Raw genomic sequence first — 15825 nt, 5'->3', positions numbered from 1 at the left:
CCGGGCCGGCGCCCGGCGCACCGACTTCTACAGGGTCAGACCGCGCACCAGCAGGTCCAGCAGCGCGCACACGAACAGGGCGATCCCGATGAAGCCGTTGACGCTGAAGAACGCCCTGTTCAGGCGGGACAGGTCGGTCGGGCGGACGATGGTGTGCTCGTAGACGAAGGCGCCGGCGACGATCAGCAGGCCCAGCCAGAAGAAGGCGCCGGCGCCGGTGAGGAGCGCGTACCAGACGAACAGCGCCGTCGTCACGGCGTGGCAGGCGCGGGCGCCCCGGATGGCGGCCGGGACGCCGAAGCGGGCCGGGACGGACTTCACGCCGGTCTCGCGGTCGGTGTCGACGTCCTGGCAGGCGTAGATCAGGTCGAAGCCGCCGATCCAGACACCGACCGCGAGACCGAGGACGACCGCCTCCCAGGACCAGCTGCCGGTGACGGCCAGCCAGCCGCCGACCGGGCCCATCGCCTGGGCGAGGCCGAGGATGGCCTGCGGGAAGTTCGTGAACCGCTTGCCGTACGGATACACCACCATCGGGATCACGGCGACGGGCGCGAGGGCCAGGCAGAGCGGGTTGAGCAGCGCCGCCGCGCCCAGGAAGACGACGAGGGCGACGAGCGCGCCCGTCCAGGCGTGCCTCACCGACATCGCGCCGGTGACCAGCTCGCGGTGCGCGGTGCGCGGATTGCGGGCGTCGATCTCGCGGTCGATGATCCGGTTGGCGGCCATCGCGAAGGTCCGCAGCCCGACCATGGCGAGGGTGACCAGCAGCAGTCGGCCCCAGTGGATGTTCGCGTCCCACTGGTACATCGCGGTGAGCGCGGCGATGTAGGCGAAGGGGAGGGCGAAGACCGAGTGCTCGATCATCACCAGGCGCAGGAACGCCTTCACCCTCCCGGCCGGCCGCGGTGCCGGACCCGGGCCCACGACTCCGTCGGCGGTGGTCATCATGCGAGGCTCCCGAGGAACGTGTCGAGGTCGGCCAGCAGTCCGGCGACGGGCAGCGGACCCGTCTCCACGGTCAGGGGTGTCCCCGCGTCCTCGGGCGGGGTGACGTGCGCCGTGAAGGCGTACGCGTCCGCGCCGGACGGACGGGCGTCCAGCCGCAGCACCGCGCCGCCGTCGACCGTGAACGGCCCGCTCGCCGCGGCGAGCCCGTCGCGCAGCAGCCGGGCGAAGCCGGCGGGTTCCGCGTCGCGCACACCGGGCAGTTCGAAGCCGTCGCCCTCGCCGCCGTGCTCGAAGAGCACCGCCCAGGTGTCGCCGGGACCCGCGAGCTCCTCCGGCGTGACACCCGCCTCGTCGGCGACCCGGCGGACCCCCGGGTCGGCCGGGTCCAGCTCGGGCCGCACCAGGGCCACGTAGTCGGTGCCGGTGCCGATGAAGAGCGCCGGACCGCCCACGGCGAGGGGACTCACAGTCCGTACTCCTTCCAGCGGCGGTCGACCAGGGCGGCGGTGTCCGGGTCGGACTCGACCATGTCGGGCCAGCCCCCGTCGCGCGTGTACCCCTCCTCGGGCCACTTCTTCGTCGCGTCGATGCCCGCCTTGCCGCCCCAGAACTGCTGGTAGGAGGAGTGGTCGAGGTGGTCGACGGGGCCCTCGACGACGGTGAGGTCACGGGCGTAGTCGGTGTTGCCGAGGGCCCGCCAGGCGACCTCGTGCAGGTCGTGCACGTCGCAGTCGGAGTCGACGACCACGATCAGCTTGGTCAGCGACATCATGTGGGCGCCCCAGATGGCGTGCATGACCTTCTGCGCGTGCTTGGGGTACTTCTTGTCGATCGAGACGATCGCGCAGTTGTGGAAGCCGCCGGCCTCGGGGAGGTGGTAGTCCACGATGTCCGGGACGATGATCTTGAGCAGCGGCAGGAAGAAGCGTTCCGTCGCGCGGCCGAGCGGGCCGTCCTCCGTCGGCGGGCGGCCGACGACGATCGACTGGAGCAGCGGGCGCTTGCGCATGGTCACGCAGTCGATGGTCAGCGCCGGGAAGGGCTCCTGCGGGGTGTAGAAGCCGGTGTGGTCGCCGAAGGGGCCCTCGGGCAGCATCTCGCCCGGCTCCAGCCAGCCCTCCAGGACGACCTCCGCCTGGGCCGGGACCTGGAGCGGGACCGTCTTGCAGTCGACCATCTCGATCCGCTTGCCCTGCAGGAACCCGGCGAACAGGTACTCGTCGATGTCGCCGGGGAGCGGGGCGGTGGAGGCGTACGTCACCGCCGGCGGGCAGCCGAAGGCGATGGCGACCGGCAGCCGCTCGCCGCGCCGGGCGGCGACCTGGTAGTGGTTGCGGCTGTCCTTGTGGATCTGCCAGTGCATGCCGATGGTGCGCCGGTCGTGGCGCTGGAGGCGGTACAGGCCCAGGTTGCGGACGCCCGTCTCGGGGTCCTTGGTGTGGGTCAGGCCCAGGTTGAAGAAGGAGCCGCCGTCCTTGGGCCAGGTGAACAGGGCGGGGAGCCGTTCGAGGTCCACGTCGTCGCCGCGCAGGACGACCTCCTGCACCGGCGCGTCCTTCACCTTCTTCGGCGGCACGTGCGTCATCGCGCCGAGCTTGCCGAAGGCCTCGCGCACGCCGACGAAGCCGTGCGGCAGCTCGGGCCTGAGCAGGCCGCCGATCTTCTCGGAGATCTCCGCGTACGACTTCAGGCCGAGCGCCTTCAGCAGGCGGCGGTCGGTGCCGTACACGTTCATCGCGAGGGGCATGCTCGAGCCGCGCACGTTCTCGAAGAGCAGCGCGGGACCGCCGGCCTTCTGCACCCGGTCGACGATCTCACCGACCTCCAGGTGCGGGTCGACCTCGGCCTTGATGCGCTTGAGGTCACCCTCGCGCTCCAGCGCCCTGAGCAGGGAGCGAAGATCGTCGTAAGCCATGCGGTCAAGTATCCCCGAGCGGCTACCCTGGCCCTGTACCTGGGGGCTGTGCCGACGGCCCCGACCCCCTTCCCTCTGGAGAGGTCCCATGCTCCGGGTGCTGATGTTCCTCGTGCCTCTGGCGCTGAGCGTCTACGCGTTCATCGACTGCATCAGCACGGAGGAGGAGGACATCCGTCACATGCCCAAGCCGCTGTGGGCGATCCTCGTGCTGCTGTTCCCGCTCGTCGGCTCGATCTCGTGGATCATCGCCGGCAAGAAGCGGCACCCCGCGGGCGCGGGCGGCGCCGTCGGGTCCGCCTGGAGCCGGGGCGGCCGGCAGCAGTGGGTGGCGCCCGACGACAACCCCGAGTTCCTGAAGTCGCTGGGCGACGACAGGCCCGGGACCCGGGACGGGGACGGGGACAAGGACGTGAGCAGGGACCGGGACGAGGACGGCGACAAGGACGGCGACAAGCGCGACCGGGGCGAGTGACCGGAGCGGGTCGACCGGGGGGCGCCGGTTCCCGCCGCGGGCTACACCTTCGTCCAGCGCTGGGACGCCGTCCCCGGCGCGCAGTTCTGGGTCGCGAGGCCGGAACCGAAGGCCAGGTCGAGGCAGCCGCCGTTGGAGACGCTGCTGAGCGTGTCGCCGGAGCCCCGGCGCCACAGCACCGAGGTGCCGCCCTGGGCGCAGTCCGCGGTGAAGACGGCCTGGCCCTTCATGTTCGCCTTCAGGCAGGAGCCGCTGTCCCCGTTGACGACCTCGACCGCGCCGCCCGCCCCGCTCGCGAACGTCCAGTGGGCGGCCGAGTCGGTGCAGAAGCCCGTGTCGGTGGAGTTGATGACCTCGACGAGGCACTTTGCGGTCCTCGCCGTTCATGAGGCCGAAGTGACCGGAGGCCGGGGCCCCGGTGTCACCGGACCCGCCGTCCGGACCGTCCGGACCGCCCGGACCGCCGGAACCGCCTGACCCCGTGGAGCCCGTGGAGCCCGCGGAGGCGCCCGTACCCCCCGGCGCGCCCGGGTCGTCCGGGCCGCCGGAGCCGCCGTCGCCGCTCCCGCCCGGGCCGTCGCCCGCCGGACCGCCGCCTGCCGCGCGGGCGTCGTCCCCGCCCCCGGAGGGTGACGGGGACGGCGACTTCCGCGGTTCCTCCTTCGCCCGCGGTGAGGAGGACGGCACGGGGTCGAGCGACGCCGGGGCGGAGGCGGACGGTGTGGCACGGGCCTCGGCGCCGGGGCCGGACGTGTGCGGCACGGGCTGGATCGCGATCGTCGTCCCCGCGGCCACGACGACCACCGGAACGACGGCGAACACCACGCGGGTGCGCCGCCGGCGTTCGGGCTTCCCCGACCGCGCGGGAGTGACGACGGGAGCGGCGGGTCCGGCGGGGGTGACGGGCCCGGCGGGTTCCGGCAGTTCGTCGGCGCGGGGCGTCCTCGCGGCGAAGGCGGCCCGCTCGGCCAGCCGCTCCGTGACGGCCCGCGGCCACAGCGGCGGGGTGAACGGGCCGTGCCGCTCGGCGTGTTCGACCAGTTCGGCGGCGGTCGGCCGCCCCTCGTGGTCCTTGTCCAGACAGGCCGCGACCACCTCGGCGAGTTCGGGGTCGAGCGCGCGCACGGCGTCGAGGCCGGGTTCCTCGTGCACGATCCGGTACAGCACGCCGGGTCCCGACTCGTCGCCGAAGGGCGGCCGGCCGCTCGCCGCGTACGCGAGGACCGACCCGAGGGCGAACACGTCGACGGCGCCGGTCGACCGCCGTGCCCCCGAGGCCTGTTCGGGGGACATGTAGGCGGGCGTGCCCACCACCATGCCGGTGCGGGTGAGCCGGCTCTGCTCGGCGGCGCGGGCCACGCCGAAGTCGATGAGGGTGAGGCCGTCGAGGGTGAGCATGACGTTGGACGGCTTCAGGTCCCGGTGCACCATGTCCAGCGCGTGCACCGCCGCCAGGCCCGAGGCCGCCTCGCGCAGCAGCAGCCACAGGGCGTCGGCGGGCAGGGGGCCTCCGTGGACCTCGAGGGCCTCGTGCAGGGTGAGCCCGGGGACGTAGGCGGTGGCGAACCACGGGGGCCGGGCGGTGCGGTCGCCCACGAGGAGCGGGGCGGTCGCCTCCTCGGGTAAGCGCGCGAGGTTGTCCAGCTCGTGCCCGAAGCGGCGCAGGAAGTCATTGTCCTCACCGACGACCGAGGGCAGCAGCTGCTTGACCGCCGCGTAGCGCCCCTCGTGCACGCCGAGGTAGACCCGGCCCATCCCGCCGGCCCCGAGGCGTCCCAGCAGCGGGATCGCCCCGATCCGGCGCGGGTCGTCGTCCTCCAGCGGTTCGGCACCGCTCGACCGACGGCGGCCCGCCCGTTCCCCCGCACCTCACGGGCGGACACGCACGCCGGCTGGGACCAGTCTGAATCAGCCCGGGCTAGGATTGGAAGAGGATTCTAGAAATTCATTCCAGAAGGGGACGACGACCCTGCGATGAGCCCCAAGCAGCACCGCGGCGAGGTCACCGCCGAGCAGCTCCTGGACGCGGCCCTGCGCGTCTACGGGGAGTCGGGCGAGCAGGGACTCACCGTCAGCGCGGTCACCCGGGCCAGCGGGGTCAGCCTGGGCAGCCTCTACCACCACTTCGGCAGCATCGACGGGCTGTACGAGGCACTCACCCAGCGCTGGCTGGGCCGGCTGCTGGGCGAACTGGCCACGGCCCTGGTGTCGGCCCGCACGGCCCGCGAGGGCGTGGACGTCCTCACCCGCACCTATCTGACGTTCGTTCGGGAGAACCGGGCCGCCGCGCTGCTCGTGCACTCCTCGCGGGCGGACCGGGTCGGCATGGAGCGGGGCAGGGAGCTGCGCGACACCCAGGAGGCCAGGGTCTCGGCGTTCGCACAGTGGCTGCGGCCCCGGATCGAGGCCGGCGAGGTGGCTCCGCTCCCGATCCCCCTGATCGAGTCCCTGGTGCTCGGCCCGGTCGTCGGCACGGCACGGCGCTGGCTCGCCGACTTCGGCGACGTCGACCTGGACGAGGCCGCACGCCTCCTGCCGGAACGGATCTGGCGTTCGATCAGCGCGGAGTAGCCTCGCACCGATGTCCGGACAACGCCGCCTGCGCTCCGTCGACCTGGCCCGGCTGGCCGGGGTCTCGACGCAGCAGATCCGCAACTACGAGGAGAGCGGCGTCCTGCCGCCCGCGACGCGGACCCCCTCCGGCCACCGGGTCTTCGGCGAGGCGCACCGGCGGGCGCTGCTGGCCTACCGGGCCCTGCTCGGGGGGTACGGGCCGGTGACGGCGACCCCGGTGATGCGGACCGTGCACGACGGCGACGTGCCGGCCGCGCTCGCCCTGGTCGACGCCGCGCACGCCGCGCTGCACGAGGAGCGGGCCTCCCTGCGCGCGGCGCGCGAGGCGCTGGAGGCACTGGGGGCGCCGGCCGGGGAGGAGCCCGCTCCGGTGCCCCGCGCGGGGCTGCGGATCGGGGAGGTGGCCGCGCTGCTGGGCGTACGGACGTCGGCGCTGCGGGTGTGGGAGGCGGCCGGGCTGCTGGCCCCGCGGCGCGAACGCGGCACGCGGTACCGCGTGTACGGCCCGGCGGAGGTGCGCGACGCCCGGATCGTCCACACGCTGCGCCGCAGCCATCACCTCTTCGACCAGATCCGCCCGGTGCTGGAGGGGATGCGCCGCGAGGGCGGCAGCGAGGCGCTGCGGGCGGCGATCGGCGCGCGGGGCGAGGCGCTCACCGCCCGCACGAGGGCCATGCTGGAGGGCGCGGGCGCCCTCCACGGATACCTGGAGTACCTCAGCGCAGCCGCGACGACGACAGGATCGACAGCAGATGGGCCGGGACCATCACCCACGTGATGACGGCCAGCGCGCCCAGCGCCCAGCGCGTCGGCTCGATGCCGCCGGTCGCCGCGTCGGCGACGGCCGCGGCCAGCAGGACGAGGGAGGCCTCGATGCCGTTGGTCACCCGGTGGATCCTGAACGCGGCGGCGATCCGGCGCACGGTGGCCACACCCTGGGAGCGCGGGCGGGTGGACTCGTCGTCGGCGACGGCCAGTCCGCGCCGGGCGCGGGCCACGTCCACCAGGTCGGTGGACGCCTTGAGCAGGACGACGCCGAGGGCGGTGGCGATGCCGACCGACAGCCAGCCGCCGGCGCCCGACTCGGCCGCCCGGTAGCCGGCGCCCGCCATCAGCGCGGCGTCGGCGAGGTACGCGCCGAGCCGGTCGACGTAGATGCCGGCCGCGCTGTTCTGGCCCTTCCAGCGGGCGACCTCGCCGTCCACGCAGTCGAAGAGCAGGAACAGCTGCATGAGGACCACGGCGAGGACCGCGCCGGTCAGGCCGGGGATCATCAGCGCGGCGCCGGCGGCGACCCCGCAGACCACCATGGTCCAGGTCAGCTGGTCCGGGGTGACCGGGGTGCGCACCAGGTGGCGGGTGGTGCGCAGGGAGATCCTGCGCATGTAGAGCCGGCCGGCCCAGTGCTCGCCGTTGCGGCTCGCCAGCTTGGCCTGCGGCTGGCAGACCTCCCGCAGCTCCTCAAGTACCGGTGCGGCACCCATGACTTCCTCCCACCCGGGGCCAACTGCCGACCATGCGGCGATGATCGGGCCAGGGTACAGAGCGGGTCCGGCGGTCCCGACGCGGGCCCGGCACGGACCGGCGTCCCCGGGGACCGCCCGCTCCGCGCCGGTCCGGGCCGCAGGGAACCGATGGGTCCGGTGACCGTCCGCGCAAAGGCCCGTGCCGGTCCCGCCGGGAGCGACGCCCCCGTCCGGCGCCGGCCGGCCCTGCCCGGGCAGGGCCGGCCACGGCGTGGGGATCGTGCCGCTGGACGGTCCGGAGCGCACCGCGAGGACGCGGGGATCCACCGCGCGTCGTCCACAGCTGTGGAGCGAGGACGCCGGACGTGAGGGGGCGGCCGGTTACGGCCGTCGGCCCGCCTCGTCCACGACCGCGCGGCGGAGCACGGCCGTGTTGCTGGTGACCGTGCCCTTCTCCACGTCCGCGTGGTCCTCGACCGCCACACTGCGCTCCCCGAGGAACTCGAAGGTCCTCCTGTCGAAGATCCACTCATCACGGGTGGGGTTGTCCGGGTCCTCCCGGGTGATCGCGACGCCCTTGCGTCCGACGGCGTCGACCGCGTTCTCGACGAGCGTCACGCCCGGGATCCTCGCGACGGCCCGGTAGAGCGCGGCGCTCTGCTCCGGCGGCACGAGGGCGTCCCGGACCAGGTCGGCGACCAGCACGAACATGGCCTGCTCGGTCTCCTGCCCGCTGTACTTCGACGCCGTGCTCCGCAGCCACTCGTACATCGCGTCCGGGTCGGTGGGGAGCGTGGAGAGGTGGCGGTAGTTGGTGGTGACCTCGTAACCGGGTTCCCCGGGCTGCGCGTCGGGTTCACCGGTCCACTCGCCCCGGCCCGTCTCGCGCACCAGTCCCGCGCGGGTGCCGTCCACCGCGTGCCAGGTCTCCAGCCGGTGCAGCGGCTGGATCTTCGTCTTCGTCCCCTCACCGGTCTGCGAGAAGGACACCTTGCTGTCGATGTACACGTACTGGTCGTCCCTGACGGCGCCGTGGTCCGGCCGGCGCTCGGCCGCGAGGGCGATGTCCTCCAGCAGCGCGACCGTCGCCCTGCCGGGTGGCTGCGCACTCGCTCCGCCGTCACCGGACGGGAGGACCACGAGGGTGACGGCGGCGGCGGTCGCGACGGCCGCCGCGGCGAGCGCGGGCCGGAGCCACTTGCTCCGTCCGGGGGCCGGTGCCGGGTCCTCGCGCCGGATCTCGGTCATCAGATGCTCCTTGAGGAGTCGGTGACGGGCCGGCGGAAGGTCTCTCTCCGGAAGCTCCGGGAGCTCGGGGAGCCGGTTCATCGGTTTTCCTCCCTCAGGGGCCCGACCGCGGTGGTGCGGTCACCTTTCCCCTGTCCGCGGTGTGCGGGGGGTTCCGTTTCTTCGAGGTGTTTCGCGAGCTTCGTCCGGGCGCGGGAGAGGCGGGACCGGACGGTGCCGACGGGCACGCCGAGGGCCCGGGCCGCGGCGGCGTAGTCCAGTCCGGACCACACGCACAGCGCCAGCACCTCGCGTTCGGGGCGGCGCAGCTTCGCCAGCGCGGTCCGCACGAGGGCCAGTTGCGCCGTGTCGTCCACGCGTCCCGCGACCTCGTCGGCGAAGTCGCGCACGGCCCCGTCGCGCGGCAGGCGGGCCACGGCGGCCGCGTGTCTCCGGGCGGCGCGGCGGGTGTTGCGCGTGACGTTGGTCGCGATGCCGAGCAGCCAGGGCCGGGGCGAACCGCCCTCCTCGTCGAGCTTGGCGCGCAGCCGCCAGGCGTCCAGGAAGGTCAGGGAGACGACGTCCTCGGCGCTCGCCCAGTCGCCGGTGAGCCGGAAGGCATGGTTGTAGACGGAGCGCGCGTACGCGTCGAAGAGGTCGCCGAAGGCGTCGTGGTCCCCCGCGCGGATGCGTCTCCGCAGATTCGTGTCCACGCTCCTTGCCTGTCCGCACGGCGAAGGCCGGTTCCCGTGACGTGGGTCACGGGAACCGGCCTCGGCGGTGGGCGGTGCGTCAGAAGCCGGCGGCCTGGAGCACGCCCAGGCCGACGTCGGCGTAGGAGTGCTTGCCGGAGACGAAGATGTTCACGCCGTAGTAGTTGAACAGCCAGCAGCCGAAGGCGAGCAGGGCCAGGTAGGCGGCCTTGCGGCCCTTCCAGCCGGCGGTGGCGCGGGCGTGCAGGTAGCAGGCGTAGGCGACCCAGGTGATGAAGGACCAGACCTCCTTGGGGTCCCAGCCCCAGTAGCGGCCCCAGGCGTCGCCGGCCCAGATGGCGCCCGCGATGATCGTGAACGTCCACAGCGGGAAGACGGCCGCGTTGACCCGGTAGGCGAACTTGTCCAGCGAGGCGGAGGCGGGCAGCCGCTCCAGGACCGAGGTCGCGAAGGTGCCGGGCCTGCCGCCGTTCGCCAGCTTGTTCTCGTAGGAGTCCTTGAACAGGTACATGATCGCGGCGAACGCGCCGACGTAGAACACCGCGCCGCACAGGATCGCCGTGGAGACGTGGATGTACAGCCAGTACGAGTGGAGCGCGGGGACCAGCTGGTCGCTCTCGGTGTACAGGACGGTGACGGCGAGACCGAGGTCGAGGAGGACCGACGTGGTCAGGAACAGCCCGAGCCAGCGCACGTTCTTCTTCAGCACCAGCAGCAGGAGGTACACGCCGACGGCGGTGGTGGAGAAGGTGATGTTGAACTCGTACATGTTGCCCCACGGCGCCCGCTCCACGGACAGCGCGCGGGTGAGCACCCCGCCGAACGCGAGCAGGAACGCGAGCACGGTGAGGGAGACCGCGATCCGCCCGTAGAGGTCGCCCTGCTCGTCCCCGCCGTGCGCCCCGGGCCCGTCGGGCACGTCCCGCGAGCCGGCCGCGGCCCGCACGACGACCTTCGGCCGCTCCAGTACGGCGGTGCCGCCGGCCCTGTCGGTGGTGACCGCCGGCGCCTTCCTCGCCTGCGCGCCGGGGGTGAGCGCGGCGGCGGTGCGGGCGACCTTGCTGCGGCTGCCGAAGATCCACTCGGCGATGTACGCGAAGAACGCCAGGGTGTAGACGGCCATCGCGGAGTAGATGAGCACGTTGCTCATCTCCGCCAGGCTCTCGTTGGTCGCGGCGGCGAGAGTCACTGCTGCTCAGCCCCTTCGGCAGGTGCGGCTTGGGGATCGGTGGGATCGGAGGTGTCCGGGGAGGCGTCCTCCGGGTCGGGGGCGCCGGGGGCCCGGTCGTAGAGGATCGCGGCGAGGTCGCCGAGTTCCTCGGGCACCTTGGCGGACTCGCTGCGGCCGAGCCCGGCCATCTCCACGACGGTGACGCCGTCGGGGCCCTCGACCGCGCGCACCCAGACGCGGCGGCGCTGGATGAACAGGGAGGCGGCGAGGCCGCCGATCGCGGCGACGGCACCGCCCAGGGCCCAGCCGCCGCCCGGCTCCTGGACGACCTGGAAGCCGGCCCACTCCTTGACGTCCTTCTCGAAGGTGACCGAGCCGGCGCCGTTCGGGAGCTTCATGGTCTCGCCGGGCATGAGCAGCTTCTTGAACAGCTCGCCGTCGGCGTCCTTGAACTCCTTCATCTTGCTCTTGTCCATCTGGTACACGCTCTGCGGGATGCCCGAGTCCGCCCTGAGGTCGCCGTGGTAGGCGGACAGCGCGAGCACCGGGTAGTCCAGCGCCGGGAACTGGGAGAGCATCGTGCCGGTGGCCGAGCCGCCGAAGGTGGGCACGAAGAAGGCGTTGAAGCCGAGCTGCTCCTTCTCGCCCTCGGGGTTGCGGTAGCCGTCGAGGACCTTGACCACGCCGGAGGAGGTGACGTTGGCGTCCAGCGGCAGCAGCGGCACGGCGTCCTGGAAGACGATCTTCCCCTTGCCGTCGCGGACGGTGACGACGGGCGCGTAGCCGTGGCTGACGAGGTAGACCTTGGCGTCGCCGATCTCCAGCGGCTTGTTGACCTTGACGGTGGTCTTCTTCTCCTCGCCGTAGGCGCCCTCGCTGTAGGTGAGGCCGGCCTCGTAGGTGCGCGGCGTCCCCTTGTTGGGGCCGCTGCGCTCGTACGTGCCCGTGAACTCCTTCACCGTGAAGCTGAACGGCTCCAGGTCACCGGCGTCGAAGAGACTGCCGGACTTGAAGTCGTCGTACTGCGGGAGCGTGTTGGAGAAGCCGTCGCCCTCGACGATCAGCTTGTTGCCCTCGGACTTGAACAGCTGGCCCCAGCCGAAGGCGATCAGCATCACGATCAGCGCGATGTGGAAGACCAGGTTGCCGGCCTCGCGCAGGTAGCCCTTCTCGGCGGCGACGGCGTCACCGACGACGTGGGCGCGGAAGCGGCGCTTCTTCAGCAGGGCGAGCGCGGCCTCGCGGACCTCCTCGGGCGCGGTCCCGGTGCGCCAGGTGGTGTGCGCGGGCAGCCGGGTCAGCCGCCGCGGGGCGCCCGGCGGACGGCCGCGCAGCTGGTCCACGAACTGCCAGGTGCGGGGCACGATGCAGCCGATGAGGGAGACGAACAGCAGGAGGTAGATCGCCGAGAACCACACCGAGCTGTAGACGTTGAACAGCCCGAGCTTGTCGTAGATCGGCGCGAGGGTCTCGTGCCGCTCGCGGAAGTCGGCGACCCGCGTCTCGTCGATCCCGGTCTGCGGGATGAGCGAGCCGGGGATGGCGCCGAGCGACAGCAGCAGGAGCAGCAGCAGCGCGACCCGCATGGAGGTGAGCTGCCGCCAGAACCAGCGGGCCCAGCCGATGACGCCCAGGGAGGGCAGGTTCGGCGGCTCCTCCTCGGGGGCGGTGGACAGCTGGGAGCCGGCGGCGCCGAGGTCCTGGTCCTGGTCGCGGAGGTCGGTGCCGCCAGGGGTCTCGTCGGTTGTCGTCTTGCTCATCGCGTCAGATCCCCACAGTGAAGCCGTTGGACCAGGTCTGCATCTGTGCCACGAGGCTGTCCCACGCGCCGGTCAGCAGCAGCACACCGGTCACGATCATCATCGTGCCGCCGATGCGCATGACCCAGACGTAGTGCCGCTTGACCCAGCCGAAGGCGCCGAGCGCCTTGCGGAAGGCGACGGCGGCGAGTACGAAGGGCACGCCCAGCCCCAGACAGTACGCGACGGTCAGGACGGCGCCGCGCCCGGCGCTCTCCTGCTGGGCGGAGAGGGTCAGCACGGAGGCGAGGGTGGGGCCGATGCAGGGGGTCCAGCCGATGCCGAACAGGGCGCCGAGGACGGGGGCGCCGACCAGCCCGGTGGCCGGCCGCTTGTGGAAGCGGAACTCGCGCTGGGTGAGCCAGGGCATCAGGCCCATGAAGAAGACGCCCATGAGGACCATGAAGACGCCGAGCACCTTGGACAGGACGCCCGACTGCTCCTGCAGCGTCTGCCCGAAGTAGCCGAAGAAGGCTCCGCCGGAGACGAACACGACGGTGAAGCCGAGCACGAACAGGGAGGCGCCGGCGACCATGCGTCCGCGCCGGGCCTCGGCCAGGTCGGTGCCGGAGACGCCGGTGACGTAGGAGAGGTAGCCGGGGACCAGCGGCAGCACGCAGGGCGAGAAGAAGGAGACGAGCCCGCCGAGCAGGGCGATGGGCAGGGCGACCAGCAGGGCGCCGTTGAGCACGGTGTCGTTGTAACCCGGGCCGGCGGCCAGCGTGTGCAGGGCCGTCACGTCACTTCTCCGCGAGGACCGGCTTGAGCATCTTCAGCAGCCGTACGTCGTCGAGCTGGGACAGCGAGCGGGCCGCGATCTTCCCGTCCCGGTCCAGGACCAGGGTGGAGGGGATCGCCTGCGGGTTGAGCGTGCCCTTCTCGAAGCGGAGCATCAGCTTGCCCGTCGGGTCGTACAGGCTCGGGTAGGTGATGCCGAACTCCTCCTCGAACGCGAGGGCGGAGCGGGTGCTGCCGTCCCGGGTGTTGATGCCGACGAACTGCACGCCCCGGTCGGCGTACTCCTTCGAGACCTGCGCGAAGTACTTGGCCTCCGCGCGGCACGGGTTGCACCAGGAGCCCCAGACGTTGAGGACGACGACCTTGCCCCGGTAGTCGGCGACGTCGAGCTGCTCGCCCTCGAGGGTCTTGCCGGACAGGTCGGGCGCGGCGTCGCGCTTGCCCTCGGCGACCGTGGAGATGCCGTCGGTGCCGGTGACGAAGCCGGTGTCGCCTCCCCCGCCGGACGTTCCGCCGGAGCTGCACGCGGAGACGAGCAGTGCGACCGCGGCGGCACCGGCGGTCAGGGCGGCGCGGCGGCGGACGCGGGTGGCGCGGTTCGAGCGCTGGGGGGCGCGGCTGGCGGCACTCATGTGAAAAGTTTCGCATGCCCGTTCTGGGGATCTTGCGCACCCCCCGTGCCGGTGGAAACCCGCACATCAGGCGGCGTTCCGGTCTCCCGTCCCGGCGGTGGCGCCCGTCCCGGCGGTGGCGCCGCCGGCGTCCTTCAGGAAGTCCTTCCAGCCGCCGGCCGGCTCCTCGCCGACCTCCAGGGTGCGGAGCCGGTCGAGGACCTCCGGCTTCTGCGCGTCCAGCCAGTCGACGAACTGCCGGAAGGAGACCAGGCGCACGTCGCCGCCCTTCTCCCGCTCGCGCGCGATGTGCTTGAGCGCCTCCTCCACGGCGTCCATGTAGATGCCGCCGTTCCACTGCTCGAAGTGGTTGCCCACGAAGAAGGGCGCCCGGTTCGTCTCGTACGCCCGCCTGAAGCCGGATATGTACGCCTCGGTCGCCTGCTCCCGCCAGCGCGGGTGGTTGTGGGCGGGCGCGTTGGTCGAGTTGAGCGACTGGTTGGCGAGGATGTTGTAGTCCATCGACAGGACCTCGAAGGAACGTCCGGGGAAAGGTATCTGCTGGAGGGGGAGGTCCCACATGCCCTGCTTCTTCGCCGGCCAGACCTGACGCCCGCCGGGCGAGGAGGCGTCGTAGCGCCAGCCGAGCTCCCTGGCGGTGGGCAGCAGGTTGTCCTGGCCGAGCAGACAGGGCGTACGGCCGCCGACGAGCTCCTTGTCGTAGTCGAAGGGCAGCGGCTCCAGGTCGGTCCAGCCGGAGTTGGTCCGCCACTGCTTCACGAAGGACTTGGCCTGCTCGATCTCGCTGCGCCACTGCCGCGGCGTCCAGGTGCCGACGCTGCCGGGGCCGGCGCAGAAGTGGCCGTTGAAGTGGGTGCCGATCTCGTGCCCCTCGAGCCAGGCACGGCGCAGGTTCCTCAGCGTGTCCTTGATGTGGCCGTCGGTGAGGTAGCCGATGTCGGAGGCGCCGCGCGGGTTGTTCGGCGGGTCGTAGAGCCGCTTCTTCGACTCGGGGAGCAGGTACAGGCCCGAGAGGAAGAAGGTCATGTGCGCGCCGTGCTCCTCGGCGAGGTCCAGGAAGCGCGGGAAGAGCCCGTTGCCGACCTCGCCGGCCCCGTCCCAGGAGAAGACGACGAACTGCGGCGGGGCCTGACCCGGCTCCAGCGGCACCGGGCGGGCGGGCTGGCGGGGCTGTCCGCCGGTGAAGGAGGTGGAGCCGTCGCCGATCGGGCGGGCCGTCCTCGTCGGCCCCGGCCCCGGCTTCCCGGGCCGGTCGCCGCTCCCCCCGGGACGGGAACCGCCGGCGGGGCCCGCACCGTCCGACCCCGTGTGGCTGCCGCAGCCGGCCAGCGGGACGGCGGCCGCGGCACCCGCGCCGAGCCCGAGCATCCCCCTGCGAGTGAGAGCGCGCATGACATCCCCGATCGTCACGTCCTGAAAGTGGTCACCCACTCAGAGGACGTGACGCAGACGGAGGTTCCCGTCGACTGCGGAGGTTTCGCAACGAACGCGGCGACGGTGTGCGGACGGCGTGGGCTACGCCCCGTAGGCCTTGCCCTTCCCCTTCACCGGCTTGGCGCCGGCGAGCAGATGGGCGGGGACGAGGTCGCGGGCCGGCTCGCTGTAGCCGACGGAGACGATCCGGTCGCCCCGGTAGGTGAAGGTGGTCAGCGAGGCGAGCGTGCACTGCCGCCTGCGCGGGTCGTGCCACAGCCGCCGCTTCTCGACGTAGGACCGCACGATCCAGATCGGCAGCTGGTGGCTGACCAGCACCGCCTCGTGGCCGCGCGCCGCGTCCCTGGCCGCGTTCAGCGCGCCCATCATGCGGATGACCTGGTCGACGTACGGCTCGCCCCAGGACGGCTTGAACGGGTTGACGACGTGCCTCCAGTTGGCCGGGCGGCGCAGCGCCCCGTCACCGATGCCGAAGGTCTTGCCCTGGAAGACGTTCTCGGCCTCGATCAGCCGCTCGTCGGTGGCGATGTCCAGCCCGTGCGCCTTGGCGATCGGCTCGGCCGTCTCCTGCGCCCGCTCCAGCGGGGAGGCGGCGACGTGGACGACGTCGCGGGGGGCGAGGTGCTCGGCGACCCGGTCGGCCATGCGCCGGCCCAGCTCGGAGAGGTGGTAGCCGGCCAGGCGGCCGTAGAGGATCCCGTCCGGGTTCTCGACCTCGCCGTGCCGCATG

At 72.6% G+C, this 15825-nt stretch carries 15 protein-coding genes and 1 pseudogene; 3 read left to right on the top strand and 13 right to left on the bottom strand.

The window, feature by feature from the left end:
- Window positions 1–27 precede the first annotated feature (27 nt).
- Genes mqnP through GL259_RS22330 form a run of 3 tightly spaced genes read right to left on the bottom strand, consistent with a single transcriptional unit; the run spans window position 28 to window position 2866 of the window.
- Window positions 28–951, bottom strand: coding sequence for a menaquinone biosynthesis prenyltransferase MqnP (gene mqnP, locus GL259_RS22340; protein WP_208026502.1), 924 nt, complete (start codon window positions 949–951; stop codon window positions 28–30).
- Window positions 948–1418, bottom strand: a complete 471-nt coding sequence (locus tag GL259_RS22335) for a hypothetical protein (protein WP_159535136.1) — start codon at window positions 1416–1418, stop codon at window positions 948–950. The genes mqnP and GL259_RS22335 overlap by 4 nt, the downstream gene beginning before the upstream one ends.
- A complete protein-coding gene (locus GL259_RS22330; protein ID WP_159535135.1) occupies window positions 1415–2866 on the bottom strand; it encodes a menaquinone biosynthesis decarboxylase in 1452 nt (483 codons plus the stop codon). The genes GL259_RS22335 and GL259_RS22330 overlap by 4 nt, the downstream gene beginning before the upstream one ends.
- 88 nt (window positions 2867–2954) lie before the next feature.
- Between GL259_RS22330 and GL259_RS22325 the strand changes: the two genes are divergently transcribed.
- Window positions 2955–3341, top strand: a complete 387-nt coding sequence (locus tag GL259_RS22325; protein WP_159535134.1) for a PLD nuclease N-terminal domain-containing protein — start codon at window positions 2955–2957, stop codon at window positions 3339–3341.
- 41 nt (window positions 3342–3382) lie between these two features.
- On the opposite strand, the pseudogene GL259_RS22320 reads toward GL259_RS22325, so the two are convergent.
- Window positions 3383–5162: pseudogene (locus GL259_RS22320) on the bottom strand (protein kinase).
- A gap of 153 nt (window positions 5163–5315) precedes the next feature.
- Here GL259_RS22320 and GL259_RS22315 point away from each other — a divergent pair.
- Together GL259_RS22315 and GL259_RS22310 are read left to right on the top strand one after the other, a co-directional pair.
- The gene (locus tag GL259_RS22315; protein WP_159535133.1) at window positions 5316–5912 is read left to right on the top strand and encodes a TetR/AcrR family transcriptional regulator; all 597 of its coding nucleotides are present in this window, start codon (window positions 5316–5318) and stop codon (window positions 5910–5912) included.
- A 10-nt stretch (window positions 5913–5922) separates the two neighbouring features.
- Window positions 5923–6693 carry a TioE family transcriptional regulator gene (locus GL259_RS22310; RefSeq protein ID WP_159535132.1) on the top strand — a complete coding sequence of 257 codons (771 nt, stop codon included), beginning with the start codon at window positions 5923–5925 and terminating at the stop codon, window positions 6691–6693.
- On the opposite strand, the gene GL259_RS22305 is transcribed toward GL259_RS22310, so the two are convergent.
- The 9 genes from GL259_RS22305 to GL259_RS22265 form a co-directional block, all read right to left on the bottom strand.
- Window positions 6632–7399 carry a CDP-alcohol phosphatidyltransferase family protein gene (locus GL259_RS22305; protein WP_159535131.1) on the bottom strand — a complete coding sequence of 256 codons (768 nt, stop codon included), beginning with the start codon at window positions 7397–7399 and terminating at the stop codon, window positions 6632–6634. The two genes, GL259_RS22310 and GL259_RS22305, sit on opposite strands and share 62 nt — an antisense overlap.
- 363 nt (window positions 7400–7762) lie before the next feature.
- On the bottom strand, window positions 7763–8710 hold the full coding sequence (locus GL259_RS22300) for a CU044_5270 family protein (protein WP_159535130.1): 948 nt from the start codon (window positions 8708–8710) through the stop codon (window positions 7763–7765).
- Window positions 8707–9321 (bottom strand): RNA polymerase sigma factor, encoded by a 615-nt coding sequence (locus tag GL259_RS22295; protein ID WP_159535129.1) that lies wholly within the window; start codon window positions 9319–9321, stop codon window positions 8707–8709. The genes GL259_RS22300 and GL259_RS22295 overlap by 4 nt, the downstream gene beginning before the upstream one ends.
- Before the next feature lie 79 nt (window positions 9322–9400).
- A complete protein-coding gene (gene ccsB, locus GL259_RS22290; RefSeq protein ID WP_159535128.1) occupies window positions 9401–10510 on the bottom strand; it encodes a c-type cytochrome biogenesis protein CcsB in 1110 nt (369 codons plus the stop codon).
- Window positions 10507–12252, bottom strand: coding sequence for a cytochrome c biogenesis protein ResB (locus tag GL259_RS22285; RefSeq protein WP_159535127.1), 1746 nt, complete (start codon window positions 12250–12252; stop codon window positions 10507–10509). Before GL259_RS22285 ends, ccsB begins: the two co-directional genes overlap by 4 nt.
- Before the next feature lie 4 nt (window positions 12253–12256).
- Complete coding sequence (locus GL259_RS22280; protein ID WP_159535126.1) at window positions 12257–13030, bottom strand: cytochrome c biogenesis protein CcdA; 774 nt, start codon at window positions 13028–13030, stop codon at window positions 12257–12259.
- A 1-nt stretch (window position 13031) separates the two neighbouring features.
- Window positions 13032–13661: a TlpA disulfide reductase family protein gene (locus GL259_RS22275; RefSeq protein ID WP_159535125.1), complete on the bottom strand. Its 630-nt coding sequence runs from the start codon at window positions 13659–13661 to the stop codon at window positions 13032–13034.
- A 66-nt stretch (window positions 13662–13727) separates the two neighbouring features.
- Window positions 13728–15029, bottom strand: coding sequence for a hypothetical protein (locus GL259_RS22270; RefSeq protein ID WP_208026624.1), 1302 nt, complete (start codon window positions 15027–15029; stop codon window positions 13728–13730).
- Between the two features lie 147 nt (window positions 15030–15176).
- Complete coding sequence (locus GL259_RS22265) at window positions 15177–15824, bottom strand: histidine phosphatase family protein (protein WP_159538860.1); 648 nt, start codon at window positions 15822–15824, stop codon at window positions 15177–15179.
- Window position 15825 lies beyond the last annotated feature (1 nt).

Source organism: Streptomyces sp. Tu 3180 (genome assembly GCF_009852415.1).
GTDB lineage: Bacteria > Actinomycetota > Actinomycetes > Streptomycetales > Streptomycetaceae > Streptomyces.
The sequence above is the reverse complement of the archived record's forward strand: the minus strand, read 5'-3'. Positions and strand labels throughout refer to the sequence as shown.